Annotated in this window: 24 protein-coding genes and 3 tRNA genes; 19 read left to right on the top strand and 8 right to left on the bottom strand. The window is 58.3% G+C overall.

Annotation, left to right across the window (positions count from 1 at the left end; translation table 11 throughout):
• Positions 1-3 precede the first annotated feature (3 nt).
• Positions 4-480, top strand: coding sequence for a nuclear transport factor 2 family protein (locus tag ACUTJJ_RS04910; RefSeq protein WP_445541453.1), 477 nt, complete (start codon positions 4-6; stop codon positions 478-480).
• Positions 481-711: 231 nt separating this feature from the next.
• Here the strand turns inward: ACUTJJ_RS04910 and ACUTJJ_RS04905 are convergent, their stop codons facing one another.
• Both ACUTJJ_RS04905 and ACUTJJ_RS04900 read right to left on the bottom strand, forming a co-directional pair.
• Positions 712-1104 carry an acyl-CoA thioesterase gene (locus ACUTJJ_RS04905; protein ID WP_063949081.1) on the bottom strand — a complete coding sequence of 131 codons (393 nt, stop codon included), beginning with the start codon at positions 1102-1104 and terminating at the stop codon, positions 712-714.
• 77 nt (positions 1105-1181) lie between these two features.
• Entirely contained in the window at positions 1182-2069 is an 888-nt protein-coding gene (locus tag ACUTJJ_RS04900) for a TrmH family RNA methyltransferase (RefSeq protein ID WP_209087672.1), read from the bottom strand.
• Positions 2070-2278: 209 nt separating this feature from the next.
• Between ACUTJJ_RS04900 and ACUTJJ_RS04895 the strand changes: the two genes are divergently transcribed.
• Together ACUTJJ_RS04895 and ACUTJJ_RS04890 are read left to right on the top strand one after the other, a co-directional pair.
• Positions 2279-2363, top strand: a tRNA-Tyr gene (locus ACUTJJ_RS04895).
• Between the two features lie 25 nt (positions 2364-2388).
• Positions 2389-2462: transfer RNA gene (locus tag ACUTJJ_RS04890), tRNA-Gly, on the top strand.
• 116 nt (positions 2463-2578) lie between these two features.
• Here ACUTJJ_RS04890 and ACUTJJ_RS04885 read toward each other — a convergent pair.
• The gene (locus ACUTJJ_RS04885; protein WP_445541452.1) at positions 2579-2773 is read right to left on the bottom strand and encodes a hypothetical protein; all 195 of its coding nucleotides are present in this window, start codon (positions 2771-2773) and stop codon (positions 2579-2581) included.
• Positions 2774-2888: 115 nt separating this feature from the next.
• A complete protein-coding gene (locus ACUTJJ_RS04880) occupies positions 2889-3209 on the bottom strand; it encodes a BA14K family protein (protein WP_445541451.1) in 321 nt (106 codons plus the stop codon).
• 263 nt (positions 3210-3472) lie between these two features.
• On the opposite strand from ACUTJJ_RS04880, the gene ACUTJJ_RS04875 reads away from it, so the two are divergent.
• The gene (locus ACUTJJ_RS04875) at positions 3473-3922 is read left to right on the top strand and encodes a hypothetical protein (protein ID WP_063948566.1); all 450 of its coding nucleotides are present in this window, start codon (positions 3473-3475) and stop codon (positions 3920-3922) included.
• 583 nt (positions 3923-4505) lie between these two features.
• On the top strand, positions 4506-4874 hold the full coding sequence (locus ACUTJJ_RS04870; RefSeq protein WP_445541450.1) for an MliC family protein: 369 nt from the start codon (positions 4506-4508) through the stop codon (positions 4872-4874).
• A gap of 465 nt (positions 4875-5339) precedes the next feature.
• On the opposite strand, the gene ACUTJJ_RS04865 is transcribed toward ACUTJJ_RS04870, so the two are convergent.
• Positions 5340-5972, bottom strand: coding sequence for a TerC family protein (locus tag ACUTJJ_RS04865; RefSeq protein WP_063949082.1), 633 nt, complete (start codon positions 5970-5972; stop codon positions 5340-5342).
• A 394-nt stretch (positions 5973-6366) separates the two neighbouring features.
• On the opposite strand from ACUTJJ_RS04865, the gene tuf reads away from it, so the two are divergent.
• From tuf to rpoC, 11 genes are all read left to right on the top strand, one after another.
• On the top strand, positions 6367-7542 hold the full coding sequence (gene tuf / locus ACUTJJ_RS04860) for an elongation factor Tu (RefSeq protein ID WP_063948570.1): 1176 nt from the start codon (positions 6367-6369) through the stop codon (positions 7540-7542).
• 339 nt (positions 7543-7881) lie between these two features.
• Entirely contained in the window at positions 7882-8676 is a 795-nt protein-coding gene (locus ACUTJJ_RS04855) for a glycosyltransferase family 2 protein (RefSeq protein WP_445541449.1), read from the top strand.
• Between the two features lie 160 nt (positions 8677-8836).
• A tRNA-Trp gene (locus ACUTJJ_RS04850) sits at positions 8837-8912 on the top strand.
• A gap of 183 nt (positions 8913-9095) precedes the next feature.
• Positions 9096-9296, top strand: coding sequence for a preprotein translocase subunit SecE (gene secE, locus ACUTJJ_RS04845; RefSeq protein ID WP_003523719.1), 201 nt, complete (start codon positions 9096-9098; stop codon positions 9294-9296).
• Between the two features lie 44 nt (positions 9297-9340).
• A complete protein-coding gene (nusG, locus tag ACUTJJ_RS04840) occupies positions 9341-9871 on the top strand; it encodes a transcription termination/antitermination protein NusG (RefSeq protein WP_003523721.1) in 531 nt (176 codons plus the stop codon).
• Between the two features lie 144 nt (positions 9872-10015).
• Complete coding sequence (rplK, locus tag ACUTJJ_RS04835) at positions 10016-10447, top strand: 50S ribosomal protein L11 (RefSeq protein WP_027677153.1); 432 nt, start codon at positions 10016-10018, stop codon at positions 10445-10447.
• 2 nt (positions 10448-10449) lie between these two features.
• Positions 10450-11145 carry a 50S ribosomal protein L1 gene (rplA, locus tag ACUTJJ_RS04830; RefSeq protein WP_063948574.1) on the top strand — a complete coding sequence of 232 codons (696 nt, stop codon included), beginning with the start codon at positions 10450-10452 and terminating at the stop codon, positions 11143-11145.
• A gap of 356 nt (positions 11146-11501) precedes the next feature.
• Positions 11502-12020: a 50S ribosomal protein L10 gene (rplJ, locus tag ACUTJJ_RS04825; RefSeq protein ID WP_063948576.1), complete on the top strand. Its 519-nt coding sequence runs from the start codon at positions 11502-11504 to the stop codon at positions 12018-12020.
• Between the two features lie 59 nt (positions 12021-12079).
• Positions 12080-12457: a 50S ribosomal protein L7/L12 gene (rplL, locus tag ACUTJJ_RS04820; protein ID WP_004442635.1), complete on the top strand. Its 378-nt coding sequence runs from the start codon at positions 12080-12082 to the stop codon at positions 12455-12457.
• A 262-nt stretch (positions 12458-12719) separates the two neighbouring features.
• Entirely contained in the window at positions 12720-16856 is a 4137-nt protein-coding gene (gene rpoB / locus ACUTJJ_RS04815; RefSeq protein ID WP_063948578.1) for a DNA-directed RNA polymerase subunit beta, read from the top strand.
• Positions 16857-17037: 181 nt separating this feature from the next.
• Positions 17038-21246, top strand: coding sequence for a DNA-directed RNA polymerase subunit beta' (gene rpoC, locus ACUTJJ_RS04810; RefSeq protein ID WP_004442633.1), 4209 nt, complete (start codon positions 17038-17040; stop codon positions 21244-21246).
• A gap of 138 nt (positions 21247-21384) precedes the next feature.
• Here the strand turns inward: rpoC and ACUTJJ_RS04805 are convergent, their stop codons facing one another.
• From ACUTJJ_RS04805 to ACUTJJ_RS04795, 3 genes are all read right to left on the bottom strand, one after another.
• The gene (locus tag ACUTJJ_RS04805; protein ID WP_445541448.1) at positions 21385-22470 is read right to left on the bottom strand and encodes a helix-turn-helix transcriptional regulator; all 1086 of its coding nucleotides are present in this window, start codon (positions 22468-22470) and stop codon (positions 21385-21387) included.
• Between the two features lie 96 nt (positions 22471-22566).
• A complete protein-coding gene (locus tag ACUTJJ_RS04800; RefSeq protein ID WP_063948582.1) occupies positions 22567-22917 on the bottom strand; it encodes a VOC family protein in 351 nt (116 codons plus the stop codon).
• A 10-nt stretch (positions 22918-22927) separates the two neighbouring features.
• Positions 22928-23221 carry a transcriptional regulator gene (locus ACUTJJ_RS04795; RefSeq protein WP_144579308.1) on the bottom strand — a complete coding sequence of 98 codons (294 nt, stop codon included), beginning with the start codon at positions 23219-23221 and terminating at the stop codon, positions 22928-22930.
• Between the two features lie 526 nt (positions 23222-23747).
• On the opposite strand from ACUTJJ_RS04795, the gene rpsL reads away from it, so the two are divergent.
• From rpsL to fusA, 3 genes are all read left to right on the top strand, one after another.
• Positions 23748-24119, top strand: a complete 372-nt coding sequence (gene rpsL / locus ACUTJJ_RS04790; RefSeq protein WP_003507760.1) for a 30S ribosomal protein S12 — start codon at positions 23748-23750, stop codon at positions 24117-24119.
• A 75-nt stretch (positions 24120-24194) separates the two neighbouring features.
• Positions 24195-24665, top strand: a complete 471-nt coding sequence (gene rpsG, locus ACUTJJ_RS04785; RefSeq protein ID WP_063948586.1) for a 30S ribosomal protein S7 — start codon at positions 24195-24197, stop codon at positions 24663-24665.
• A gap of 34 nt (positions 24666-24699) precedes the next feature.
• Positions 24700-26799, top strand: coding sequence for an elongation factor G (gene fusA, locus ACUTJJ_RS04780; RefSeq protein ID WP_063948588.1), 2100 nt, complete (start codon positions 24700-24702; stop codon positions 26797-26799).
• The last annotated feature ends 10 nt before the right edge of the window (positions 26800-26809 follow it).

Raw genomic sequence — 26809 nt, 5'->3', positions numbered from 1 at the left:
TCCATGAATTTTCTCACACGTCGCCTCGCTGTCGTCACGCTCGCGCTTGCACCGGGGTTAATGGCCGGACCGCTGCTGGCCGAAACCGCAAAGCGGGATTTCGGCCAGGAAGAAGCCAATCGCAAGCTGGTGATCGAGTTTTACGACACGGTCTTCAACAAGCATGAGGTGGAGAAGGGAGCTACGATGCTTGTCGATAGCTACAAGCAGCACAATCCCATGGTACCGGATGGAAAGGCGCCCTTCGTCAATTACTTCACCGGTTTCTTCAAGGAAAATCCGCAGTCAAAAGCCCGGATCGTGCGCAGCGCGACGGATGGTGATCTGGTCTATCTGCACATTCATTCGACGGAAAATGATGGTGACCGCGGCACGGCCATCGTCGATATTTTCCGTGTGACCGACGGCAAGATCACCGAACATTGGGACGTGATCCAGCCCGTTCCGGAAAATGCAGCGAACAGCAACACGATGTTCTGAGCGCGGCGTTTAGTCTATCGCCGGTAAACACAGCCTGGCATGGCGTCAGGCTGTTTCCACCAAACTCCGCATTCGATTTTGCCGATCGCTTCATGGCGAATATTGCCTTCTATTGCGCGGCGTTTCCCTCGGCGCCAATTGTCGGCCAGGCGTGAGGGGGCGCTTGGCACCTTAGGTTTCCAGTAGGCGATGGGTGAGGGGTGGCGACGTCGCCACCCGAGTTCGCGGTGGTTACTCCGCAGCGGGAATGGGGGTCGGCTGTCCGTTTTCGTCCATGGCCACCATGATGAAGGTGCCAGCCGTTACCTTTTCCAGCTTGTCGTAGCGGGAGCGCTGCGCCCAGGCTTCGACAGTCAGCGTAATGGAGGTGCGTCCGACGCGGGCGATATCGGTGTAGATGGATAGCGTATCGCCGATCTTCACCGGCAGTTCAAAGGCCATTTCCTTGACTGCGGCCGTGACCACGCGACAGCGGGACCGTTCTGCGGCGCGGATGCCGCTTGCCAAGTCCATCTGAGACATGACCCAGCCGCCGAAAATATCACCGGCCGGATTGGCGTCGGCCGGCATGGCGAGCGTTCGCAACGTCAGCTCGCCGGTCGGTTTAATGGTCTGCTCAGTCATGTTGAGATATTCTCCGTGCGCAATGACAAAGGCGCAGCATGCGATGCGCGTTTCCATTTCGCAAGGAAGGGAAAGCGTCAGGCCGACGCTTTGCCCAGAAATTGCTGCGTTGCATAAAGCGCGATCGCTGCGGCGTTCGAAACGTTGAGCGATTTGATCTCGCCTGGCATATCGAGACGGGCGAGCGCGGACACTGTTTCGCGGGTCTTCTGCCGCAGCCCCTTGCCCTCGGCGCCGAGAACCAGCGCAATTTTTTCACCGCTGAACGTCTGCTCGATGGGGGCAGGGCCTTCCGAATCCAGTCCGACGGAGAAGAAACCGAGTTTATGCAACTCGCCCAGCGCATCCGCCAGGTTCGTGATCTGGATATAGGGAATGAGTTCCAGCGCGCCGGATGCCGATTTTGCCAGCACGCCCGACTCGGTCGGGCTGTGACGCATTGTGGTAATGACCGCCCCGGCGTTGAAGGCGACTGCCGAGCGCATGATGGCGCCGACATTGTGCGGATCGGTGACCTGATCGAGCACGAGAATGAGCGGGCTGTCCTTCAGCGCGCCGAGCCGCTTGACCGGCAGCGGTCGGGTTTCCAGCATTACGCCCTGATGGATCGCTTCCGGGCCGAGCACGCGGTCGATATCCTGAGGCGAGACAATCTCAACCGGGAATGGCTGCGCCTCCGCTTCACCGATGTCCAGCCGCGCGAAGGCATTCTGGGTGACGGAGAGCTTGACGATCTGCCGCTCGGGATTGGCGAGCGCGGCGCGCACGGTGTGAAGGCCATAGAGATGAACCTGATCCGGCGCCAGCTGCGGCGGCTTCCAGTCGTCTGCGCCACGGTTGCGGCGCTTCGGCTGCTGCGGGGTCGGAATTTCGCCACGCTCACGCTTGGCGTCGCGCACGGCACGGCGCAGGTTGGCGTAGTGCGTGTCGCGGGTGGATTTGTTATTGGTATCGTCTTTGCTCATGGCGCCTTATATCTCCGCGAGCAGCCGCGCACCAGCCCCCGCGATAATCCACAGGGCGGCAAAGCGGTTTGAATTTTTTCCAGAAAATTCGTGAAAGGGCGTGTTGACAGAAACGAACGAGGCCGTCATATACGCGCCACAGACGACGCAACGGCGCTTCGCCGCAGCGAAATCTGAAGAGCTTGGTCGCTCGATCCTAGCAGAAAGCTGGAGGGATGCCCGAGTGGTTAAAGGGGACGGACTGTAAATCCGTTGGCTACGCCTACGTTGGTTCAAATCCAACTCCCTCCACCATTCTGCACGGATCGAAATCACCACCGCGGGTATAGCTCAATGGTAGAGCAGCAGCCTTCCAAGCTGAATACGCGGGTTCGATTCCCGCTACCCGCTCCAAACTTTCCAAAAATTTATACAATCAGCTGGTGTTTGCGCGTTCGTTTGGTTTTCGGGCTTATTGTGTGCGCGTAACCTGACGCAGCGGCTTGGCCAGGAAGCGACCATTCTTGGCTTCAGGAGGGCTCCAGGGTCGACTGAAGCCGCAGTCTTTCGGCATCCAATTCGCTCAACCTGCTCATATGGGCAGTTATTTCCTCGAAGATCGTCGCACGATCATGGGTCGCCATGCGCTCCGCACGACGCAGCGCGCCGATAACCTCAATCAGGTCAATGCGCTCTTGATTCAATTTGTCCAAATTCCACAACATCATGCTTTCCCCATTCGCTTGCGTGTCAAACGGCGGCCGGTTGAAAAGGTTCAGATCAATCGAATTTAAGGTAAATTTTATCTTGTTTTCGCGGAAGCGTTGCGCCGCTTGCCCGTTAATAGGGCGAGCGACACTGGGTACGGCTGCCGGTGGGCGCCATATAGCTATTGTCTGTCGGATGGTAGGATGCGTAACGCGCAGCGCACCATTTGACGTGGTTGATTTCGCTCTGTGAGAGGGCGTAGCCCTCCAATGTGGCGTCTTCGCCTTTTCCGGCTGCAAAAGCGGTCGCGGGGTAGCCTCGCTGGTCGGACGGCTGGGCCTTCGTTTCGTAGGCGGGTTGAATAAGGCTCAGGGCATTGGCGGGCGCGATTGAAGCGGCAGATAATGCGACGCCAAGAGCGAGCGCGGAGATAGTCTTCGGCATCCTCAACATCGATAAATCCTCGTTATTCGTTCGAGATGCTAACGAAAATTTAGGAATTTCGTTCCGGTGAGGGATTGACTTCACACGAATACGTGATTCTTGATGGAGGTTATCCCGACTACACGTTGCATGCGACGGCGACCGCATCTCACGCCCAGCTAGGCCGTTTTATCCGGCTTCATCAGGGCATTGCACGCCTGCTGCGCTGCTCGTTGACAAGTGGAAAATCCGGTCGGATAGTCGCCCGGCAATCATGCACACGGGAGTCTTCCATGTTTAACAAGGCTGTCATTCTCTCCTCATTCGCGCTGCTGGCATCGGCGGCGTTCGTTTCCCCCGCGGCCGCACTCACCATGAAGGAGTGCAGCGTGAAATATCAGGCGGCGAAAGCCGACGGTTCCGCCAAGGATATCAAGTGGAACGACTATCGAGCGAAGTTCTGCGGCAGCGAAGCCGCCGCCGAAGATGCAGCCGATGACAAGCAGGTCGCTGCGACGACTGAAAAAGAGCCTGAAAAACCGACGATGAAGGCCCCGAAGGGCGTGGCTTTCCCGAGTGCTGTCGATAAAAAATACTCCAGCGAAACCCCGGCTAAGGCCCGGCTGAAGACCTGCGTCGACTCCTATCACAAGAACAAAAATGACGGCACGCTCGGTGATCTCAAGTGGATCCAGAAGGGTGGCGGTTATTGGAGCCTGTGCAATACGGCGCTCAAGAGCTGACGTAAGCTGGCGCGGGTTGATCAGTGTCTACCCGCGCCAGTGCTTAATCCAGGACGGTCGGGGCGTGTCCGAACTACGCCGGCCTTGATGTTTATACCCTTTCTGCCGTTGCCGGCGAACAAGGGTGGCGTAACATCCCCGCTCACGACCGGCTTGCGGACGTCTTGCTGCCGGAAACAGCGTGACTTGGACCACCCCGTTTTAGGGGTAAGATCTGTGAATGGCTTGCGATTTATTCTCTTGATAAAGACGGGTTGACGCTGCGGCTCGACCCGCATCCAGCAATTCAACTTCGGCGGCATTCCAATAGGTCCCGCCGGCAAGTGGGCGGATGACAAGACGATTTCGAAATTATCTCACGGTTCTCGCCATATCCCTGCTGATGTGGACCGTTATCCTTGGCGTCGTTTATTGGCTGTTTCGCTGAATCTGCCTCGATATATAAGTATTAAAGAAAATTCCTGAATATCCTGCGTCAGTGTGGCCGGGGTATTGTCGTAATGCATATTTTATACGTAAGGACACCCCTGCCATATTTTGGCTATACTGGCGTCACCTATGTCAGGAAACCGGAGAGGCCATCATGAAACAATCAGCAACCCTGCTCACCCTCGCAACCGTCAGCCTGTTCGCCGCGCCCGCCGCCATGGCGGACGATCTGGTGATTCCGCTCACGAAAGACACGGTGGTCGAGAAGGTTGAGACCACTTACCAGTGCGGGTCCGACAAGGTCGAGGCCGTCTATTTCAATGCGGGTGATATCAGTCTCGTGCGGCTTGGGCTGAAAAGTGGCGTGACCGTTGCCGCCAATGTCATTTCCGGGTCCGGCGCGCGATATGAGAGCGGCGTCTATGTCTGGTGGTCGAAGGGGGACGAGGCGGATCTCTACGACGTGATGGCTGATCCGGAGATGAAACAGCCGACTCACTGCGTTGATGTGAAGAAATCCTGAGCGGCGGCGGAGCCATGGAGCGGCGGCAGGGCGGTTTCTGAAACCTTGCCATGCCGCCGGTCAGCGTGGAAGTGCGCGCGTGGCGCGTTCAACCAAGAACGAGCGACGCTAGAAGCGCCAGCAGGATAAGGGAGCTGGCGACAACGCCGAGCCTTACCCTGCGAAGGCGGCGGGTTCGCCCGCCACTCCAGTCATAAGCCATTGGCAGCTTTACCTTTCTTTTTATTATTATGACTCTCTAACTAACTCCCTAGGCTTGCCCGTGGCTGACCTCAACTGGCAGAAACCATTGGCAAAAATTGATGATTTCCCTGTCTTGTCCATTTTCGAAAGCCACCGTGGCGACCGATTCTTCCTGTTCTGCAGCCGGTCGAAACGGGAGCGGCCGTATGCGCCGATCGGCCAATGAAAAGGCCCGGAAACGGGCGTTTCCGGGCCTTTGTGGTGTCATCTTGAATGGCGGTCTCAGCCGAGGTAGGGCCTGATGTAAGGCAGAACCTCGATCGTGCCGTGATAAAGCATGTTCAGCGCCACATAGATAATGACCATGAGGCCGAGATAGGAAATCCAGCGGTAGCGGTGCAGCAGCTTGGCGACGAAGTTGGCGGCGAGCCCCATGAGCGCGATCGAAACGACAAGGCCGATAATCAGCACGGTGACATGTTCCTGCGCAGCGCCGGCGACGGCAAGGACGTTGTCGAGGGACATCGAAACATCGGCAATCACGATCTGGGTCGCCGCTTGGAAGAAGGTCTTGTGACCCTTCGTCAGGTCGGCCTCTTCGTCGGTGACCTCGTCTTCCATTGAGCCTGCGGCCTCGCGCAGTTCCGACCACATCTTCCAGCATACCCAGGCGAGCAACAGGCCGCCGAAAAGCTGGAGACCGACGATTGAGAGCAACTGCACGGTGATGGCGGCAAAACCGATACGCAGCACGGTGGCGGCGATGATGCCGACGAGGATCGCCTTGCGGCGGAGATGGGCGGGCAGGCCGGCGGCCGCAAGGCCGATGACGATGGCGTTGTCGCCCGCCAGGACGAGGTCGATTGCGATGACCTGCAAGAATGCCGTGAAGCCGGCGGCTGTAAAAATTTCCATGGGTTTGTCCTGAACCGGAAAGAAGGACGCGGGGGGAAGCGGCGGATCGATGGATGGCGCCAACCGGCACGCCCGTCTGATCGCCCGTCTCCCCCCGGCGATAAATTGTCCTTAAGCCAAGAAGGCCGCAGCGGTAAAGAAGTTGTGATGGAAATATCTTGATTAGTGATCGCGAGGGGAGAGGATGGCCTTCGGCGTATCGCCATGGTGTGACGGCCTGTCGGGCTTTAAATGCCTCCAGGTGTGCACCATATACGCGGCTCGAGGTGCACTTAAGCCGCGCGCGCAGGCGCTTTCGCAATTAAGTCTTGCGCATTCGCTTACAAAGCCTTAAACGGCGACACCAAACCGGTTCGCCGGGGAAACTACTTCACGTTCACAGGAAGCAATTCACATGGCAAAGAGCAAGTTTGAGCGCAATAAGCCGCACGTCAACATTGGCACGATCGGTCACGTTGACCATGGCAAGACGTCGCTGACGGCAGCGATCACGAAGTTCTTCGGCGAATTCAAGGCGTATGACCAGATCGACGCCGCGCCTGAAGAAAAGGCCCGTGGTATCACGATTTCGACGGCGCACGTTGAGTATGAGACGGCGAACCGTCACTATGCGCACGTTGACTGCCCCGGCCACGCCGACTACGTGAAGAACATGATCACCGGTGCTGCCCAGATGGACGGCGCGATCCTGGTTTGCTCTGCCGCTGACGGCCCGATGCCGCAGACCCGCGAGCACATCCTGCTTGCCCGTCAGGTTGGCGTTCCGGCGATCGTCGTGTTCCTCAACAAGGTCGACCAGGTTGACGACGCCGAGCTTCTCGAGCTCGTCGAGCTTGAAGTTCGCGAACTTCTGTCGTCCTACGACTTCCCGGGCGATGACATTCCGATCGTCAAGGGTTCGGCGCTTGCTGCTCTTGAAGACAGCGACAAGAAGATCGGTGAAGACGCGATCCGCGAGCTGATGGCTCAGGTTGACGCCTACATCCCGACGCCTGAGCGTCCGATCGACCAGCCGTTCCTGATGCCGATCGAAGACGTGTTCTCGATCTCTGGCCGTGGTACGGTTGTGACGGGTCGCGTTGAGCGCGGTATCGTCAAGGTTGGCGAAGAAGTCGAAATCGTCGGCATCCGTCCGACCTCGAAGACGACTGTTACCGGCGTTGAAATGTTCCGCAAGCTGCTCGACCAGGGCCAGGCTGGCGACAACATCGGTGCACTGGTTCGCGGTGTTAACCGTGACGGCGTCGAGCGTGGTCAGATTCTGTGCAAGCCGGGTTCGGTCAAGCCGCACAAGAAGTTCAAGGCTGAAGCCTACATCCTGACGAAGGAAGAAGGCGGCCGTCATACGCCGTTCTTCACGAACTACCGTCCGCAGTTCTACTTCCGTACCACGGACGTGACGGGCATCGTGACGCTTCCTGAAGGCACGGAAATGGTTATGCCTGGCGACAACGTCACGGTTGACGTCGAGCTGATCGTTCCGATCGCGATGGAAGAAAAGCTGCGCTTCGCTATCCGCGAAGGCGGCCGTACCGTCGGCGCAGGCATCGTCGCTTCGATCGTTGAATAACGATCGCTAACGATGCCGTAAGCCTGCCGACGGCAGTCAAGATGTGCAAATGGCGCGCAAGCGCGATTTGCACGCGGCGCAGGCATCGTTGCTTCGATCGTCGAGTAATCTTTCAGCCGGGCGACCGGATGTGGAATAAAACAAAAAACGGCGGCGCCATGGGTGCCGCCGTTTTTGTTTGTATGCTCTCCTGGCTGGGCTTTTATACTTGATAATGACACCAAAAATTTTTAGGTTCCGCCGAAATCGGCCGGGTTCAACTGGCTTTGGGTCGCCACAGGACTGGCGTCTCGATTGCGTGTAAGTGCGGCGTGCGTCGCTTGGGAGGGGCGTATTCCAATGTCTGATTTAACCGCGGTTCTGACGAGTCACCGTCGTCCGGACCTTTTGGTCGCAACGCTGGACGCTTTTTTTGCGACGAATGATTATCCCCTGCATGAGTTCATCGTCATCGAAGATTCGGACGATGCGACGGTACTGGATATTCCCGCCCGTTACCCTGACCAGCCGCTCAGGGTTATCCTGAACGGCGTCAATCTTGGCCAGCACCGCTCCATCGATAAGGCCTATTCGCAGGTTCAGACACCTTACATCCTTCACCTTGAAGATGACTGGACTTTTCCGGTCGAGGGAATTGTTGCGCGGGGCCTTGAGGTGTTGAAGCGTGAGCCCGAGGTCGGGCTTGTCCAGTTGCGGACCGATGAGGACATGCCTGCTGCCATCAAGAAGATATCGGCGGGGCCGGGCGATCGCGGATACTGGAAGATACCGCCGGCCGCTCACCGGGTTTGGCACAGCTTTACCTTCAATCCGACGCTGAAGCGGCTGGCCGATTATCGAAAGCTTCCGCATGGCTATGCCGGTTTCGCCAGCGAAGCCGAGATCAGCCTCTATTACAAGGATCAAGGGGTAATCATGGCCTGGCTTTCCGAGACGAAGGTCACCCATCTCGGTTATGGCAGAAGCAATTACGGCTCCAAGACACCGCGCGGCTTTGCCGGGTGGATGCTGCAGGCGCAACGATTCTTTTCCCTCGCGACGCTGAAGAAGTGGAAGCGCTCGGTCGCGCGCCGGATCGCCCATGCCAAACGCAAGCGCGATGCCGGGACCGCTTATCCAGTCGATAGTCCATAGGTCGAACCTTGAGCCGGCACGGCGTTGCCTGAAGAGGGCAAAGCGCGGCGGGGATAAACTTCGGACAAGTGACAAAAAGCTCTTGCCATTCTTTTCCCTGCACCTTAAAGGAGCGCATACCGAATTGGCCAAGCGATTTCGCGGTCGATTCAGGTGACAAAGGGGTATAGCTCAGTTGGTAGAGCGGCGGTCTCCAAAACCGCAGGTCGGGGGTTCGAGCCCCTCTGCCCCTGCCACTTTCCATTCGCAAGCGCGGTTTTCGCTGCATGGCAGATGGGGCCGGTTTACCGGCGAATTTCGCCGAATGTCGATTTCCTCTTGTTAAAAGCGGAATCGGTGTTTATGTAGGGTCAAAACAGACACGCGGTGCGTGGGGCTGATTAGTTCGGCTTTACGCGCCGTAATTGCGTGGGCAGTCAATGGCATCCAAAACCAACCCGTTTACGTTTCTGCAGCAGGTTCGCGCCGAAGCGTCAAAGATCACTTGGCCGTCGCGCCGCGAGACCATGATTTCGACGGCAATGGTGCTGGTGATGGTCATTTTTGCGGCTCTGTTCTTCTTTGCTGCGGACCAGCTCATCGGCTGGCTGCTCAGCCTGGTGTTGAACGTTGGCCGGTAACGGCACGCTCAAAGGCCCGGTAGAAGGATCGAACGGAGAAAAAAATGGCAGCGCGCTGGTACATCGTTCACGCTTATTCGAATTTTGAAAAGAAGGTCGCTGAGTCGATCGAAGAAAAAGCCCGTCAGAAGGGTCTGGATCATCTTTTTGAAAAAATCCTCGTGCCGACCGAAAAGGTTGTCGAGGTGCGTCGCGGTCGCAAGGTCGATAGCGAGCGCAAGTTCTTTCCAGGTTACGTGCTGGTGCGCGCCAACCTGACGGATGAGGCCTACCACCTCATCAAGAACACGCCGAAGGTTACCGGTTTCCTCGGTTCGGACAGCAAGCCTGTTCCGATCCCGGATTATGAAGCCGAGCGTATTCTCGGTCAGGTTCAGGAAGGTGTCGAGCGTCCGAAGTCGTCGGTTTCGTTCGAGATCGGCGAACAGGTTCGCGTTTCCGACGGTCCGTTCGCGTCGTTCAACGGCGTGGTTCAGGATGTAGACGAAGAGCGTTCGCGCCTGAAGGTGGAAGTTTCGATTTTCGGCCGCGCTACGCCGGTCGAGCTGGAATACAATCAGGTCGAGAAGGTCTGATTGGCGGGGCGAAGCCCCAAGCGCGTGGAAGGCAAGCTGGCTCTTTAAGCCGGGGCAGGGCGCCGCACCACGCAACCGCAGCCGCCGGAGCAATCCGGCTTAAGAGAAGCCGGGCAACCGGTTTGAATTGAAAGGCAGAGAGATATGGCTAAGAAAGTTGCAGGCCAGCTCAAGTTGCAGGTAAAGGCTGGGTCGGCCAATCCGTCCCCGCCGATCGGTCCGGCACTTGGTCAGCGTGGCATTAACATCATGGAATTCTGCAAGGCGTTCAATGCCGCCACGCAGGAAATGGAAAAGGGTATGCCGATCCCGGTCGTCATCACCTACTACCAGGACAAGTCCTTCACCTTCGTCATGAAGCAGCCGCCGATGACCTACTGGCTGAAGAAGGAAGCAAAGATCACCTCTGGCTCCAAGACGCCTGGCAAGGGCGCCAAGGTCGGCTCCATCACCAAGGCTCAGGTCAAGACGATCGCTGAAGCCAAGATGAAGGATCTGAACGCAGCCGACATCGAAGGCGCAATGGCAATGGTTGAGGGTTCTGCCCGCGCCATGGGCCTGGAAGTGGTAGGTTGATCATGGCCAAGGTAGCAAAGCGCATTCAGAAGATCCGCGAAGGTGTGGATCCCAACAAGCTCTACGTTCTCACCGACGCCATCTCGATGGTCAAGGAACGTGCTGTCGCCAAGTTCGACGAAACCGTTGAAGTTTCGATGAACCTCGGCGTTGACCCGCGCCATGCGGACCAGATGGTTCGTGGCGTTGTCAACCTGCCGAACGGCACCGGCCGTGACGTTCGCGTCGCCGTTTTCGCCCGTGGCGCCAAGGCTGACGAAGCCAAGGCTGCCGGCGCTGACGTGGTTGGTGCGGAAGAACTGGTTGAAATCGTCCAGGGCGGCAAGATCGACTTCGATCGTTGCATCGCGACCCCGGACATGATGCCGCTCGTCGGCCGTCTCGGCAAGGTACTCGGCCCGCGCGGCATGATGCCGAACCCGAAGGTCGGAACCGTGACCATGGACGTTGCCGGTGCTGTCAAGGCATCCAAGGGCGGCGCTGTCGAATTCCGCGTCGAAAAGGCCGGTATCGTACACGCTGGCGTTGGCAAGGCTTCGTTTGACGCCAAGGCTCTTGAAGAGAACATCAAGGCTTTTGCCGATGCTGTCATCAAGGCAAAGCCGACGGGTGCCAAGGGCAACTACGTCAAGCGCGTCGCGATTTCCTCGACCATGGGTCCAGGCGTCAAGATCGACCCTTCGTCGGTTACGGCTTAGTCAATTCTCGCGCTTCCTGACGGAGGTGTGAATAAAAGAATTTCCGGCTCCCAGGGAGCCGGAGATTTCCGGGGAAACCCGGAACTCCTGTCCGAGATTGCGGGTGGCCTTGTCTTTCGGGACTTGGCCTTAATCATTCAACCCGCATGAGACGGGTGAGGCTGGATTTGAGGCATCTGTCGATGCCTGACTGTCCGGTTCGAACCTGGTGTGCCTGTGCCTGAAGCCGTTTGCGGCGACAGAGCGGGGGACAGGATCCTCGAGCGTCGCTCGGGATCTTTGTAAAAAGGTCCCTTGGGGCAAAGGCAAACCCGACGGGTTCACAATCATGTGGTCCCGTCTACTGGAGACAGACAGTGGAAAGAGCGGAAAAACGCGAATTCGTCACGGAGCTGAACGAAGTCTTCAAGGCTTCCGGTTCGGTTGTCGTGGCCCACTATGCTGGTGTCACCGTTGCGCAGATGAACGACTTCCGTTCGAAGATGCGCGCTGCCGGAGGCACCGTCAAGGTCGCGAAGAACCGCCTGGCCAAGATCGCTCTTCAGGGTACGGAGTCGGAAGGGATGACAGATCTCTTCAAGGGCCAGACGCTGATTGCATACAGCACTGACCCGATGATCGCTCCGAAAGTCGTCATGGATTTCGCCAAGACCAACGACAAGGTCGTTGTTTTGGGCGGCGCCATGGGCGCAACCACGCTCAACGCCGAAGCAGTCAAGTCGCTTGCGACCCTGCCTTCGCTCGACGAGCTGCGTGCAAAGCTGCTGGGCCTTCTCAATGCCCCGGCAACGCGCGTCGCTACGGTTGTCGCAGCACCTGCAAGCCAGCTGGCACGGGTGTTCTCGGCTTACGCCAAGAAGGACGAAGCCGCTTAAGGCGGTTTTTCGCTGTAAATATTCAAACTGGTTCGAACTGAACAAAAGGAACTATCAAAATGGCTGATCTCGCAAAGATCGTAGAAGACCTCTCCTCGCTGACCGTTCTGGAAGCTGCAGAACTGTCCAAGCTTCTCGAAGAAAAGTGGGGCGTTTCCGCTGCTGCTCCGGTAGCCGTTGCTGCTGCTGGCGGCGCTGCTGCTGCTGCTGCTCCGGAAGAAGAAAAGACCGAGTTTGACGTTATCCTGGTTGACGCTGGCGCCAACAAGATCAACGTCATCAAGGAAGTTCGCGGCATCACCGGCCTCGGCCTCAAGGAAGCCAAGGACCTCGTTGAAGGCGCTCCGAAGCCGGTCAAGGAAGCCGTTTCCAAGGCTGAAGCTGCTGATCTCAAGAAGAAGCTTGAAGACGCAGGCGCCAAGGTTGACGTTAAGTAATCTTGCGATTGCTGGCGGGAAGGGGTTTAATGCCCCTTTCCGTCGTCATCGTTTCTGAAACTTATTACCCAAAAGCCGCTTGAAAACGGCTTTTGGGTAATGGGTTCTTCAAGAGAATGGTTCCGAACCGGCTCATCTAGGCAATCCGGCCTGATCGATCCGGGATGTGGAACGAGATTGATGTTACCCATTGCTTGACGGGATCGACTGGCCATCGGTTCCCGTCCGTTGCAGGCCCGGATGCAATTTTAAAGGAGCGACGATGGCTCAGACCCTTTCGTTTAACGGTCGCAGGCGCGTACGCAAGTTTTTCGGCAAAATTCCAGAAGTAGCGGAAATGCCGAACCTCATCGAGGTTCAGAAGGCTTCGTATGACCAGTTTCTCATGGTTGACGAGCCCAAGGGTGGCCGTCCCGACGAGGGATTGAATGCCGTATTTAAATCCGTATTCCCGATCACCGATTTCTCGGGCGCGTCCATGCTTGAATTCGTATCCTACGAATTCGAAGCGCCGAAGTTCGACGTCGAGGAGTGCCGTCAGCGCGATCTGACCTATGCAGCGCCGCTGAAAGTAACGCTGCGCCTCATCGTGTTCGATATCGATGAAGATACGGGTGCGAAGTCCATCAAGGACATCAAGGAACAGTCCGTTTACATGGGCGACATGCCGCTCATGACTAATAATGGCACGTTCATCGTCAACGGCACCGAGCGCGTCATCGTTTCGCAGATGCACCGTTCGCCGGGCGTGTTCTTCGACCACGACAAGGGCAAGAGCCACTCTTCCGGCAAGCTGCTCTTCGCTGCGCGCGTGATCCCCTATCGCGGTTCCTGGCTTGATATCGAATTCGACGCCAAGGACATCGTCTATGCGCGTATCGACCGCCGCCGCAAGCTGCCCGTAACCTCGCTCCTGATGGCGCTTGGCATGGACGGCGAAGACATTCTGTCGACCTTCTACACCAAGGCTTCCTATGAGCGCGATGGCGACGGCTGGCGCATTCCGTTCCAGCCCGAAGCGCTGAAGAACGCCAAGGTCGTCACCGACATGATCGACGCCGATACCGGCGAAGTCGTCGTCGAGGCCGGCAAGAAGCTGACGCCGCGCGTGATCCGCCAGCTCTCCGAAAAGGGCCTCAAGGCGCTGAAGGCGACCGACGAAGACCTGTACGGCAATTATCTCGCCGAAGATATCGTCAACTACGAGACGGGTGAAATCTACCTCGAAGCTGGCGACGAAATCGACGAGAAGACGCTGGGACTGATCCTGCAGTCCGGTTTTGACGAGATTCCGGTTCTCAACATCGACCACGTCAATGTTGGCGCCTATATCCGCAACACGCTGTCTGCGGACAAGAACGAGAACCGTCAGGAAGCGCTGTTCGACATCTACCGCGTCATGCGTCCGGGTGAGCCGCCGACCATGGATTCGGCGGAAGCGATGTTCAACTCGCTGTTCTTCGATGCAGAGCGTTACGATCTGTCGGCCGTTGGCCGCGTGAAGATGAACATGCGTCTCGACCTCGACGCGGAAGACACCGTGCGCACCCTGCGCAAGGAAGACATCCTCGCGGTCGTCAAGATGCTGGTCGAGCTGCGCGACGGCAAGGGCGAAATCGACGACATCGACAACCTCGGCAACCGCCGTGTCCGTTCGGTCGGCGAGCTGATGGAAAACCAGTATCGTCTGGGCCTTCTGCGCATGGAACGTGCGATCAAGGAACGTATGTCCTCGATCGAAATCGACACCGTGATGCCGCAGGACCTGATCAACGCGAAGCCGGCAGCTGCTGCCGTTCGCGAGTTCTTCGGTTCCTCGCAGCTGTCGCAGTTCATGGACCAGGTGAACCCGCTTTCGGAAATCACCCACAAGCGCCGTCTTTCGGCTCTTGGACCGGGTGGTCTGACCCGTGAGCGCGCCGGCTTCGAAGTCCGCGACGTTCACCCGACCCATTACGGCCGTATTTGCCCGATCGAGACGCCGGAAGGCCCGAACATCGGTCTGATCAACTCGCTTGCAACCTTTGCCCGCGTCAACAAGTACGGCTTCATCGAGAGCCCGTACCGCAAGATCACCGAGGGCAAGGTCACCAACGACGTTATCTACCTCTCCGCGATGGAAGAAGCGAAGTATTACGTCGCGCAGGCCAACGCGCCGCTTAATGAAGACGGTTCTTTCTCGGAAGAGTTCGTCGTCTGCCGTCACTCGGGCGAAGTCATGCTCGCACCGCGGGACAACATCAACCTGATGGACGTTTCACCGAAGCAGCTCGTTTCGGTCGCAGCGGCTCTCATTCCGTTCCTGGAAAACGACGACGCCAACCGCGCTCTCATGGGCTCGAACATGCAGCGTCAGGCCGTTCCGCTTCTGCGCGCCGAGGCGCCTTTTGTGGGCACCGGCATGGAACCGATCGTTGCGCGTGACTCCGGCGCTGCCATCGCGGCTCGCCGCGGCGGCGTCGTCGATCAGGTCGACGCAACGCGTATCGTTATCCGCGCTACGGAAGATCTCGATGCAGGCAAGTCCGGCGTTGACATCTACCGTCTGCAGAAGTTCCAGCGTTCGAACCAGAACACCTGCGTCAACCAGCGTCCGCTGGTCTCCGTCGGCGACATCATCTCCAAGGGTGACATCATCGCGGATGGTCCGTCGACCGACCTCGGTGACCTGGCTCTCGGCCGCAACGCGCTCGTCGCGTTCATGCCCTGGAACGGCTATAACTACGAAGACTCGATCCTGATGTCGGAACGTATCGTTTCCGACGACGTGTTCACCTCCATCCACATCGAAGAATTCGAAGTGATGGCCCGCGACACGAAGCTTGGTCCGGAAGAAATCACGCGCGACATTCCGAACGTTTCGGAAGAAGCGCTGAAGAACCTCGACGAAGCCGGTATCGTTTACATCGGTGCGGAAGTTCAGCCGGGCGACATCCTCGTCGGCAAGATCACGCCGAAGGGCGAAAGCCCGATGACGCCGGAAGAAAAGCTTCTGCGCGCCATCTTCGGTGAAAAGGCTTCCGACGTTCGCGACACCTCCATGCGCATGCCTCCGGGCACGTTCGGTACGGTCGTCGAAGTCCGCGTCTTCAACCGTCACGGTGTGGAGAAGGACGAGCGCGCGATGGCTATCGAGCGCGAAGAGATCGAGCGTCTGGCAAAGGACCGCGACGACGAGCAGGCGATCCTCGACCGTAACGTTTACGGCCGTCTGATCGACATGCTGCGTGGCCAGGTTTCGATTGCCGGTCCGAAGGGCTTCAAGAAGGGCGTTGAGCTCTCCAACGCCGTCGTCTCCGAATATCCCCGCTCGCAGTGGTGGATGTTCGCCGTCGAGGACGAGAAGGCTCAGGCTGAGATCGAAGCACTTCGCGGTCAGTACGACGAATCCAAGTCGCGCCTTGAACAGCGCTTCATGGACAAGGTCGAAAAGGTCCAGCGCGGCGATGAAATGCCTCCGGGCGTCATGAAGATGGTCAAGGTCTTCGTTGCCGTTAAGCGCAAGATCCAGCCGGGCGACAAGATGGCCGGCCGTCACGGTAACAAGGGCGTCGTTTCGCGTATCGTTCCGGTCGAAGACATGCCGTTCCTCGAAGACGGCACCCATGTCGACATCTGCTTGAACCCGCTCGGCGTGCCTTCGCGCATGAACGTCGGCCAGATCCTCGAAACCCACCTCGCATGGGCATGCGCAGGCATGGGCAAGAAGATCGGCGAGATGCTCGAAGAGTATCGCAAGACGATGGACATCAGCGAGCTTCGCAGCGAGCTGACGGAAATCTACGCGTCTGAAGCCAATGACGAGGTTCAGCGTTTCGACGACGACTCGCTCGTCAAGCTTGCCGAAGAAGCCAAGCGCGGTGTTTCCATCGCGACCCCGGTCTTCGACGGCGCGCATGAGCCTGACGTTGCGGCGATGCTGAAAAAGGCAGGTCTGCATGAATCCGGCCAGTCCGTTCTTTACGACGGCCGTACCGGTGAGCCGTTCGACCGTAAGGTGACCGTCGGCTACATGTACATGATCAAGCTGAACCACCTTGTCGACGACAAGATCCACGCTCGCTCGATCGGCCCTTACTCGCTCGTTACCCAGCAGCCGCTGGGCGGCAAGGCGCAGTTCGGCGGTCAGCGCTTCGGGGAAATGGAAGTCTGGGCTCTGGAAGCATACGGCGCGGCTTACACGCTGCAGGAAATGCTCACCGTCAAGTCGGACGACGTGGCCGGCCGCACCAAGGTTTACGAAGCAATCGTCCGTGGCGACGATACCTTCGAAGCCGGTATCCCCGAGAGCTTCAACGTTCTCGTCAAGGAAATGCGGTCGCTCGGCCTGTCCGTCGAGCTGGAAAACTCGAAGCTCGAGAACCAGCCGGAAGACCAGCTGCCCGACGCGGCGGAATAAAATTGAGAGAGGCGGGCGCCTGCATGGGCGCCTGCCGGTTTCCCGGGCGGTCGTTGCCGGCTCGGGACACTTTCGCCGCATTGTGCGGTTAATCCGTATTTAGAGCTCTGGACGGCGACCCGGGAAGAAGCCGGTCCAGATGCAAACAGGGGCAGCAGCTAGCCTCTCAAGGAGACAAGGCATGAACCAAGAGGTCATGAATCTTTTCAATCCTCAGGTGCCTGCGCAGCATTTCGATTCCATCCGGATCTCGATTGCTTCGCCGGAAAAAATCCTGTCGTGGTCCTACGGCGAGATCAAGAAGCCGGAAACCATCAACTACCGTACGTTCAAGCCTGAACGTGACGGTCTTTTCTGCGCGCGCATCTTCGGACCGATCAAGGACTACGAGTGCCTGTGCGGCAAGTACAAGCGCATGAAGTACAAGGGCATCATCTGCGAAAAGTGCGGCGTCGAAGTCACGCTGTCGCGCGTTCGCCGTGAGCGCATGGGCCACATCGAGCTCGCAGCGCCGGTTGCCCACATCTGGTTCCTGAAGTCGCTTCCTTCGCGTATCTCGACCCTGCTCGACATGACGCTGAAGGATGTCGAACGCGTTCTCTATTTCGAGAACTACATCGTCACCGAGCCTGGCCTCACTTCGCTGAAGCAGAACCAGCTTCTGTCGGAAGAAGAGTACATGATCGCCGTCGACGAGTTCGGCGAAGACCAGTTCACCGCCATGATCGGCGCTGAAGCCATCTATGAGATGCTGGCTTCGATGAACCTCGAAAAGATCGCCGGCGACCTGCGTGCCGAACTTGCTGAGACCACGTCCGATCTCAAGCAGAAGAAGCTGATGAAGCGCCTGAAGATCGTCGAGAACTTCATGGAATCCGGCAACCGTCCGGAATGGATGATCATGAAGGTCGTTCCCGTGATCCCGCCGGACCTGCGTCCGCTGGTTCCGCTGGATGGCGGCCGTTTTGCGACGTCCGACCTCAACGATCTCTATCGCCGCGTCATCAACCGTAACAACCGTCTGAAGCGCCTGATCGAGCTTCGTGCGCCTGGCATCATCATCCGCAACGAAAAGCGTATGTTGCAGGAATCCGTCGATGCGCTGTTCGACAACGGCCGTCGCGGCCGCGTCATCACGGGTGCCAACAAGCGTCCGCTGAAGTCGCTTTCCGACATGCTCAAGGGCAAGCAGGGCCGCTTCCGCCAGAACCTTCTCGGCAAGCGCGTCGACTATTCCGGCCGTTCGGTCATCGTGACCGGTCCGGAACTGAAGCTGCACCAGTGCGGCCTGCCGAAGAAGATGGCGCTCGAACTGTTCAAGCCGTTCATCTACGCCCGCCTCGACGCCAAGGGTTACTCCTCGACCGTCAAGCAGGCCAAGAAGCTGGTTGAAAAGGAAAAGCCTGAAGTTTGGGATATCCTCGACGAGGTCATCCGCGAACATCCGGTTCTGCTGAACCGTGCACCGACGCTGCACCGTCTGGGTATCCAGGCCTTCGAACCCATGCTGGTCGAAGGTAAGGCCATCCAGCTGCACCCGCTCGTCTGCACGGCCTTCAACGCCGACTTCGACGGCGATCAGATGGCTGTTCACGTACCGCTCTCGCTGGAAGCCCAGCTGGAAGCGCGCGTGTTGATGATGTCGACCAACAATATCCTGCATCCGGCAAACGGCCACCCGATCATCGTTCCTTCGCAGGACATGGTTCTCGGCCTGTATTACCTGTCGATCATGAACCAGAACGAGCCGGGCGAAGGCATGGCCTTCTCCGACATCGGTGAGCTGCATCACGCGCTTGAAAACAAGGTCGTGACGCTGCATGCCAAGATCCGTGGCCGCTTCAAGACCGTGGATGCCGATGGCAAGCCGGTTTCGAAGATCCATGAGACGACCCCCGGCCGTATGCTGATTGGCGAACTTCTGCCGAAGAACGTCAACGTGCCTTTCGACGTCTGCAACCAGGAAATGACCAAGAAGAACATCTCCAAGATGATCGACACGGTCTACCGTCATTGCGGCCAGAAAGACACGGTCATCTTCTGTGACCGCATCATGCAGCTCGGCTTTGCCCATGCCTGCCGCGCCGGCATTTCGTTCGGCAAGGACGACATGGTCATTCCTGACAGCAAGGTGAAGATCGTTGGCGACACCGAAGCTCTCGTGAAGGAATACGAACAGCAGTATAATGACGGTCTCATCACCCAGGGCGAAAAGTACAACAAGGTTGTCGACGCCTGGGGCAAGGCTACCGAAAAGGTCGCCGAGGAGATGATGGCACGCATCAAGGCTGTTGAGTTCGATCCGGAAACGGGCCGCCAGAAGCCGATGAACTCCATCTACATGATGTCTCACTCGGGTGCTCGTGGTTCTCCGAACCAGATGCGTCAGCTGGGCGGCATGCGCGGCCTGATGGCGAAGCCGTCGGGTGAAATCATCGAGACGCCGATCATCTCGAACTTCAAGGAAGGCCTGACCGTTAACGAGTACTTCAACTCGACCCACGGTGCCCGTAAGGGTCTCGCAGACACCGCCCTGAAGACCGCGAACTCGGGTTACCTGACGCGTCGTCTCGTCGACGTCGCGCAGGACTGCATCGTCAACTCCAGGGATTGCGGCACCGACAAGGGCCTCACCATGACGGCCATTGTCGATGCCGGTCAGGTGGTTGCTTCGCTCGGCGCGCGTATCCTCGGTCGTACGGCTCTCGACGACATCGACAACCCGGTCACCGGCGAGAACATCGTCAAGGCCGGTACGCTGATCGACGAAGCCGATGTGGCTGCCATCGAGAAGGCTGGCATCCAGTCCGTTCGCATCCGCTCGGCGCTCACCTGCGAAGTGCAGGTTGGTGTCTGCGGCGTCTGCTACGGTCGTGACCTTGCACGCGGTACGCCTGTCAACATGGGCGAAGCCGTTGGCGTTATCGCCGCTCAGTCGATCGGTGAACCGGGCACGCAGCTCACCATGCGTACGTTCCACCTTGGTGGTACGGCAAACGTGGTCGACCAGTCGTTCCTTGAAGCGTCTTATGAAGGCACGATCCAGATCAAGAACCGCAACATCCTGCGGAACTCCGAAGGCGTTCTCATCGCCATGGGCCGTAACATGTCCGTTACGATCCTGGATGAGCGCGGCGCGGAACGTTCCACACAGCGTGTGGCTTACGGTTCGAAGATCTTCGTTGATGATGGCGACAAGGTAAAGCGTGGCCAGCGTCTTGCGGAGTGGGACCCCTACACCCGTCCGATGATGACGGAAGTCGAAGGTACCGTTCACTTCGAAGACCTCGTCGATGGTCTCTCCGTTCTGGAAGCAACCGACGAATCCACCGGCATCACCAAGCGTCAGGTCATTGACTGGCGTTCGACGCCGCGCGGTTCGGACTTGAAGCCTGCGATCGTCATCAAGGACGCGTCCGGCGCTGTCGCGAAGCTGGCCCGTGGTGGCGAAGCCCGCTTCCAGCTCTCGGTCGACGCCATCCTGTCGGTCGAGCCGGGTGCGAAGGTCTCCCAGGGTGACGTGCTTGCACGTTCGCCGCTGGAAAGCGCCAAGACGAAGGACATCACCGGTGGTCTGCCGCGCGTTGCGGAATTGTTCGAAGCCCGTCGTCCGAAGGATCACGCCATCATCGCTGAGATCGATGGTACGATCCGCCTCGGCCGCGACTACAAGAACAAGCGTCGCGTGATGATCGAGCCTGCGGAAGATGGCGTCGAGCCGGTCGAATACCTGATCCCGAAGGGTAAGCCCTTCCACCTTCAGGAAGGCGACTATATCGAAAAGGGTGAATACATCCTCGACGGTAACCCGGCGCCGCACGACATTCTGGCGATCAAGGGCGTGGAGGCTCTGGCTTCCTACCTCGTGAACGAAATCCAGGAAGTCTATCGTCTGCAGGGCGTTGTGATCAACGACAAGCACATTGAGGTGATCGTTCGTCAGATGCTGCAGAAGGTTGAAATCACCGATGCTGGCGACAGCCAGTACATCGTTGGTGACAACGTTGATCGCATCGAGCTCGATGACAACAACGACCGCCTGATCGAAGAGGGCAAGAAGCCTGCCTATGGCGAGCCGGTTCTGCTCGGCATCACCAAGGCTTCGCTGCAGACGCCGTCCTTCATCTCCGCCGCATCCTTCCAGGAAACCACCAAGGTTCTCACGGAAGCTGCGATTGCCGGCAAGACGGACACGCTGCAGGGTCTCAAGGAAAACGTCATCGTCGGCCGTCTCATCCCGGCCGGTACCGGCGGCACCATGACGCAGATCCGCCGCATCGCCACCTCGCGCGACGACCTCATTCTCGAGGAACGCCGCAAGGGCACCGGTGCAGGTTCTGCGAACCAGATGCTGCAGGACATGACGGATCAGGCTCCGGCCGCCGAATAAGGCGGGCAGTGCAGGGGCTCTCTGAAGCCCCGCCGAGATTGAGAAACGCCCGGAGCAATCCGGGCGTTTTTGCTTTCGTGGATTATCGTGACTGGCACTGGCGATGTGACCGCGCGCGGCGAGTTCGGTCCTCGCGCGTCAACGCTGCTCCAGAATATTGTAACGGGTCAGCACGGAAAGGCGGCGCATGAGGTCCGTCTTGCCGGTACTGCCGGTCTTCGCGTAAATCGACTTCGCATTGCTGCGCACCGTCTCGTGCGAGATGCTGAGTCGCCTTGCCACGGAGGGCAGCGAAAGCCCCTTGATGATCTCCAGAGCAATGCGCGCCTCGCCCTTTGTCAGGCCGTAAAGCCCTTTTAGCAGCGCTGTGGCGTCGGGAATGGTGCCGGTCGGTTGCGCTACCAATGCGATGGCATGGCCATTCGAAGGGAAATCACTGACGCTGTTGCGCAGCGGGATGACGTGAAGAACACACCCGCCATCGTCGCCCTCGGGGAGGGGAAGGGAGGCTACCTCGTGTCCTGCGAGCGCCTTATAAAGAAGCCGGTTCGCCCTGTCGTCGGTGATGGCGATCCTGTCCCTGCTGCGAGGGGAGAGACATTCCCCTATCGAGCGGAAAAGAGCATTGGCAGCGACGATGCGCCCGCTCCGTTGCAAGACGGCCGCTGGCGCACCGATGGCATTGAGGCCAAGAGTGATCGCCTCCGCCTTCTGGCGCTGGAGCCCGGCTGCAATCGTGAGGCTGCGCGCAATGTGGGGGCGCAGATCTGCAAGAATAGCCATGGTTTCGGGCCCGATCACACCGGCATCCAACTCGCGCTCGAATGATATCGTGATCTCTGGATGCGCTGGTGGCGTGATCCGAGTGGCGACGCCGTAACCAAGGGCGCGTGGGATAAGGACGTCCCGGTTAACCGGCAGCGCCGCCCAGGTCTCGCTGTTAAGGACGTCCAAATCCCGCCCGAATGGGGGCTGACCCTCGAAAGCGGCCTTCGCCAGACGGTCCTTCCGGTAATCCCAGCCGTCGGCGACCAATTCCCTGGAGACCTGCTGAAAGCTGGACGTACATAGCAAGACCTCCTCTTCACCCTTTCCCCAGGTGATAACACCTCCCCAGAAACCCAGATGGCGGCAAATCATTTCGACGACCGCGATCCAGCGATCGGGGAAAAGCGCGGCCTCATATATGCGCTCAATAATGTCTTTCGCCGAAATATTATTCAACCCGCCACCGGCATTCTATGCGGATTTACTATAGCCTTACTTCTTCTATTTGTTCAATCAATAAAGGATTAATACTATTTAAGTGATGTATATAATCTATAAGTGACTTAATATATTTACCAGCTTTCCGAAAGGGTCGCGCACAAACAGGCGGCGCACGCCCCATCCTTCGGTTGCTGGCCCGTATTCGATCGGCAGTCCGGCATTGATGAGCCGGGCGTGGACTTCCTCGAAATTATCGACCTCGATGGAAAGGTCCGGCACGGCCGTGCCGGAGCCGCCCTCAGTCGCGAAGCTCACCTGTGCGGTCGCTTCCCCTGAAGCTGCATGGGTCACGATCCAGCCATGGTCCATCACGACGGGCATGTCGAGAATATTGCCATAAAAAGCCTGCGCCCGCGCGGGCTCTGTTGTCGCTATGTTGGCGACGATGCGCCGGACCGTCATGGCGTATGCCTCAGGCGAAGCGAATGATGGAGACTTCGCCTTCGAGCGCGCCCTGATAGGCCGAGGCGTGCGGCTCTTCATCCGGGATCTCGGTCAGCATGCCGATCTGGTCGAGGTCGGCTTCGATGAAGCCTTCTTCAGAAAGCGCGTTCAGCGTTTCCCGCACGGCCGTGTCGTCGTCTGGGGCGCGCAGGATGACGTGGATGTCGATGCCGTCGGAATTGTCGTGCTCGTAGGCCTTGCCGATCACGATGAAGACCATCGGCTCGTCGCGTCCGTTGTCGTTGTCGGGGAGGGTGTTCATGACGCGGTTCCTTGATCTTTCGTTGCGGTCATGCGGGCCGATGGAATCGCTCCCGCGCAGGGCGACGCCGGTTGGCCCGCCAAGAGGGAATCAATAGACGGATTTTATGAAAAGCCAAAGCGGTGAGGACAAAATCGCTGCAATCTGCACCGACATATGATAGATGGAAGCTGAAATGGCGCGGAGGCAGGCCCGGCGGCCTTGGCTGGGGCCGCAAAATGCGGATTCACCCTTGACGAAAGCTGGCTAAAACAGTAGTACGCCCGCCATCGGAGCCTCTGTGGGTGCTGGCCGTTCGGTAAGCTTTTTCCCGAACATCATCTCAAACGGGTCTCCATTGCACGTAGAAGACACGAATGTTGCACGCAAGACGCCTCATCCGGTGTCCTCTGCTCTTGGTGGTCCATCCGTGAAACCGGATCGGGCCACGTTTTGCGCATGAGGATATATGCGTGCATCGTCGCCGGAAACGGCATAGCCGCCACCCGTGAGGGTGGCTAAAGTAGTTTTTGCAAGGGATGGTTATATGCCTACCGTAAACCAGCTGATCCGCAAGCCTCGCCAGGCACAGGTAAAGCGCAACAAGGTTCCTGCCCTGCAGGAAAACCCGCAGAAGCGTGGTGTTTGCACCCGCGTTTACACGACGACCCCGAAGAAGCCGAACTCGGCTCTGCGTAAGGTTGCCAAGATCCGCCTCACCAACGGCTTCGAAGTCATCGGCTACATTCCTGGCGAAGGTCACAACCTTCAGGAACACTCTGTCGTCATGATCCGCGGCGGCCGCGTGAAGGACTTGCCGGGCGTTCGTTACCACATCATCCGCGGTGTTCTCGATACCCAGGGCGTCAAGAACCGCAAGCAGCGCCGTTCGAAGTACGGTGCAAAGCGTCCGAAGTAATTCGGCAACAACAATTCGGCGCTGCGCGAGGTTCTCCGCGTGGTATAGCGTCAATAACATTGAGAGACAAAGAGTATGTCCCGTCGCCATAGTGCAGAAAAGCGTGAGATCAACCCGGACCCGAAGTTCGGCGATCTGGTCGTCACCAAGTTCATGAACGCCATCATGCTTCACGGCAAGAAGTCGGTCGCAGAAAGCATCGTTTACGGCGCGTTTGACGTCGTTCAGGGCAAGACGAAGCAGGAGCCGCTGACCGTGTTCCATTCGGCCCTCGACAACGTCGCGCCGCATGTTGAAGTGCGTTCGCGCCGCGTTGGTGGTGCGACATACCAGGTTCCGGTTGATGTTCGTCCCGAGCGTCGCCAGGCCCTCGCAATCCGCTGGTTGATCACTGCCGCTCGCAAGCGCAACGAAACGACCATGGTCGATCGCCTTTCCGGCGAACTCATGGACGCTGCGAACAACCGCGGCTCCGCTGTCAAGAAGCGTGAAGACACGCACAAGATGGCCGACGCTAACCGCGCATTCTCGCATTACCGCTGGTAATCTTAACCGATCGCATATCGAAAGGCAGTCCATTATGGCTCGCGAATATAAAATCGAAGACTACCGCAATTTCGGTATCATGGCGCATATCGACGCCGGCAAGACGACCACCACCGAGCGTATTCTCTATTACACCGGTAAGTCGCACAAGATCGGCGAAGTTCACGATGGCGCAGCCACGATGGACTGGATGGAGCAGGAGCAGGAGCGTGGTATCACCATCACGTCCGCTGCGACCACGACCTTCTGGAAGGGCCGTGACGGCAAGACCCGCCGCTTCAACATCATCGACACCCCCGGCCACGTTGACTTCACCATCGAAGTCGAGCGTTCGCTGCGCGTTCTCGATGGCGCCATTGCGCTGCTCGACGCCAACGCCGGTGTTGAGCCGCAGACGGAAACCGTCTGGCGTCAGGCTGAGAAGTATCATGTTCCGCGCATGATCTTCTGCAACAAGATGGACAAGACCGGTGCTGACTTCTACCGCTCGGTAGAAATGATCAAGACCCGTCTCGGCGCCACTGCCGTTGTCATGCAGCTGCCGATCGGCGCTGAGACCGAGTTCAAGGGCGTTATCGACCTGATCGAGATGAATGCTCTCGTATGGCGCGACGAGTCGCTCGGCGCCCAGTGGGACGTCGTCGAGATCCCCGAGGACATGAAGGCCAAGGCTGAAGAGTATCGCGAAAAGCTGATCGAGACGGTTGTCGAGATCGACGAAGAAGCGATGGAAGCCTACCTCGAAGGCAACTACCCGGACAACGACAAGATTCGTGAACTTGTTCGCCGCGGCACCATCGACGTGAAGTTCCACCCGATGTTCTGCGGTACCGCGTTCAAGAACAAGGGCGTTCAGCCGCTCCTCGACGCCGTTGTCGACTATCTGCCTTCTCCGCTGGACATTCCGGCGATCAAGGGCATCGACGCCAAGACGGAAGCCGAAATCGAGCGTCACGCTGACGATTCCGAGCCGCTTTCCATGCTCGCGTTCAAGATCATGAACGACCCCTTCGTCGGTTCGCTCACCTTCGCACGCATCTACTCGGGCAAGCTCGAAAAGGGCACGTCTGTCATGAACACGGTCAAGGACAAGCGCGAGCGCGTCGGCCGTATGCTGCAGATGCACTCCAACAGCCGTGAAGACATCGAAGAAGCCTATGCAGGCGACATCGTTGCTCTGGCCGGTCTGAAGGAAACCACCACGGGTGATACGCTTTGCGATCCGCTGAAGCCGGTTATCCTTGAGCGCATGGAATTCCCCGAGCCGGTCATCCAGATCGCGATCGAGCCGAAGACCAAGGGCGACCAGGAAAAGATGGGCCTCGCGCTCAACCGTCTGGCTGCAGAAGACCCCTCCTTCCGCGTCAAGACCGACGACGAATCCGGCCAGACCATCATTGCCGGCATGGGCGAACTTCACCTCGACATCATCGTCGACCGTATGCGTCGCGAGTTCAAGGTTGAAGCAACCGTCGGTGCTCCGCAGGTTGCGTACCGCGAAACGATCACGAAGTCGCACGAAGAAGACTACACGCACAAGAAGCAGTCCGGTGGTACCGGCCAGTTCGCGCGCGTCAAGCTTCTGTTCGAACCGAACCCCGAAGGCGAAGACTTCAAGTTCGAGTCGAAGATCGTCGGTGGTGCTGTTCCGAAGGAATACATCCCGGGCGTTCAGAAGGGTATCGAAAGCGTTCTGTCTTCCGGTCCGCTCGCTGGCTTCCCGATGCTCGGCGTCAAGGCGACGCTGCTCGACGGTGCATTCCACGATGTTGACTCGTCGGTTCTCGCCTTCGAAATCGCATCGCGTGCCTGCTTCCGTGAAGCCGCCAAGAAGGCTGGTGCACAGCTTCTCGAGCCGATGATGAAGGTCGAAGTTGTCACGCCGGAAGACTATGTCGGCGACGTTATCGGCGACCTGAACTCGCGTCGTGGTCAGATCCAGGGTCAGGAAAGCCGTGGTATCGCCGTTGTCATCAACGCACATGTTCCGCTCGCGAACATGTTCAAGTACGTCGACAACCTGCGCTCCATGTCGCAGGGTCGCGCGCAGTACTCGATGACGTTCGACCACTATTCGCCGGTTCCGTCGAACGTGGCGCAGGAAATCCAGGCTAAGTACTCCGGTCAGAAGTGATCGGGGTACG

It is taken from the genome of Agrobacterium sp. DKPNP3 (genome assembly GCF_052686535.1).
The sequence above is the reverse complement of the archived record's forward strand: the minus strand, read 5'-3'. Positions and strand labels throughout refer to the sequence as shown.

What these genes read in the sequence shown, in the direction of transcription:
- ACUTJJ_RS04870 (WP_445541450.1), top strand. Translation starts at nt 4,506, where the DNA reads ATGAAACAATCAGCAACCCTGCTCACCCTCGCAACCGTCAGCCTGTTC.
- ACUTJJ_RS04865 (WP_063949082.1), bottom strand. Translation starts at nt 5,972, where the DNA reads ATGGAAATTTTTACAGCCGCCGGCTTCACGGCATTCTTGCAGGTCATC.
- rpsG (WP_063948586.1), top strand. Translation starts at nt 24,195, where the DNA reads ATGTCCCGTCGCCATAGTGCAGAAAAGCGTGAGATCAACCCGGACCCG.
- ACUTJJ_RS04905 (WP_063949081.1), bottom strand. Translation starts at nt 1,104, where the DNA reads ATGACTGAGCAGACCATTAAACCGACCGGCGAGCTGACGTTGCGAACG.
- ACUTJJ_RS04875 (WP_063948566.1), top strand. Translation starts at nt 3,473, where the DNA reads ATGTTTAACAAGGCTGTCATTCTCTCCTCATTCGCGCTGCTGGCATCG.
- ACUTJJ_RS04910 (WP_445541453.1), top strand. Translation starts at nt 4, where the DNA reads ATGAATTTTCTCACACGTCGCCTCGCTGTCGTCACGCTCGCGCTTGCA.
- ACUTJJ_RS04900 (WP_209087672.1), bottom strand. Translation starts at nt 2,069, where the DNA reads ATGAGCAAAGACGATACCAATAACAAATCCACCCGCGACACGCACTAC.
- secE (WP_003523719.1), top strand. Translation starts at nt 9,096, where the DNA reads ATGGCATCCAAAACCAACCCGTTTACGTTTCTGCAGCAGGTTCGCGCC.
- ACUTJJ_RS04795 (WP_144579308.1), bottom strand. Translation starts at nt 23,221, where the DNA reads ATGAACACCCTCCCCGACAACGACAACGGACGCGACGAGCCGATGGTC.
- ACUTJJ_RS04880 (WP_445541451.1), bottom strand. Translation starts at nt 3,209, where the DNA reads ATGTTGAGGATGCCGAAGACTATCTCCGCGCTCGCTCTTGGCGTCGCA.
- rplK (WP_027677153.1), top strand. Translation starts at nt 10,016, where the DNA reads ATGGCTAAGAAAGTTGCAGGCCAGCTCAAGTTGCAGGTAAAGGCTGGG.
- ACUTJJ_RS04800 (WP_063948582.1), bottom strand. Translation starts at nt 22,917, where the DNA reads ATGACGGTCCGGCGCATCGTCGCCAACATAGCGACAACAGAGCCCGCG.
- fusA (WP_063948588.1), top strand. Translation starts at nt 24,700, where the DNA reads ATGGCTCGCGAATATAAAATCGAAGACTACCGCAATTTCGGTATCATG.
- rplL (WP_004442635.1), top strand. Translation starts at nt 12,080, where the DNA reads ATGGCTGATCTCGCAAAGATCGTAGAAGACCTCTCCTCGCTGACCGTT.
- ACUTJJ_RS04885 (WP_445541452.1), bottom strand. Translation starts at nt 2,773, where the DNA reads ATGTTGTGGAATTTGGACAAATTGAATCAAGAGCGCATTGACCTGATT.
- rpsL (WP_003507760.1), top strand. Translation starts at nt 23,748, where the DNA reads ATGCCTACCGTAAACCAGCTGATCCGCAAGCCTCGCCAGGCACAGGTA.
- ACUTJJ_RS04855 (WP_445541449.1), top strand. Translation starts at nt 7,882, where the DNA reads ATGTCTGATTTAACCGCGGTTCTGACGAGTCACCGTCGTCCGGACCTT.
- rpoB (WP_063948578.1), top strand. Translation starts at nt 12,720, where the DNA reads ATGGCTCAGACCCTTTCGTTTAACGGTCGCAGGCGCGTACGCAAGTTT.
- tuf (WP_063948570.1), top strand. Translation starts at nt 6,367, where the DNA reads ATGGCAAAGAGCAAGTTTGAGCGCAATAAGCCGCACGTCAACATTGGC.
- rpoC (WP_004442633.1), top strand. Translation starts at nt 17,038, where the DNA reads ATGAACCAAGAGGTCATGAATCTTTTCAATCCTCAGGTGCCTGCGCAG.
- nusG (WP_003523721.1), top strand. Translation starts at nt 9,341, where the DNA reads ATGGCAGCGCGCTGGTACATCGTTCACGCTTATTCGAATTTTGAAAAG.
- rplA (WP_063948574.1), top strand. Translation starts at nt 10,450, where the DNA reads ATGGCCAAGGTAGCAAAGCGCATTCAGAAGATCCGCGAAGGTGTGGAT.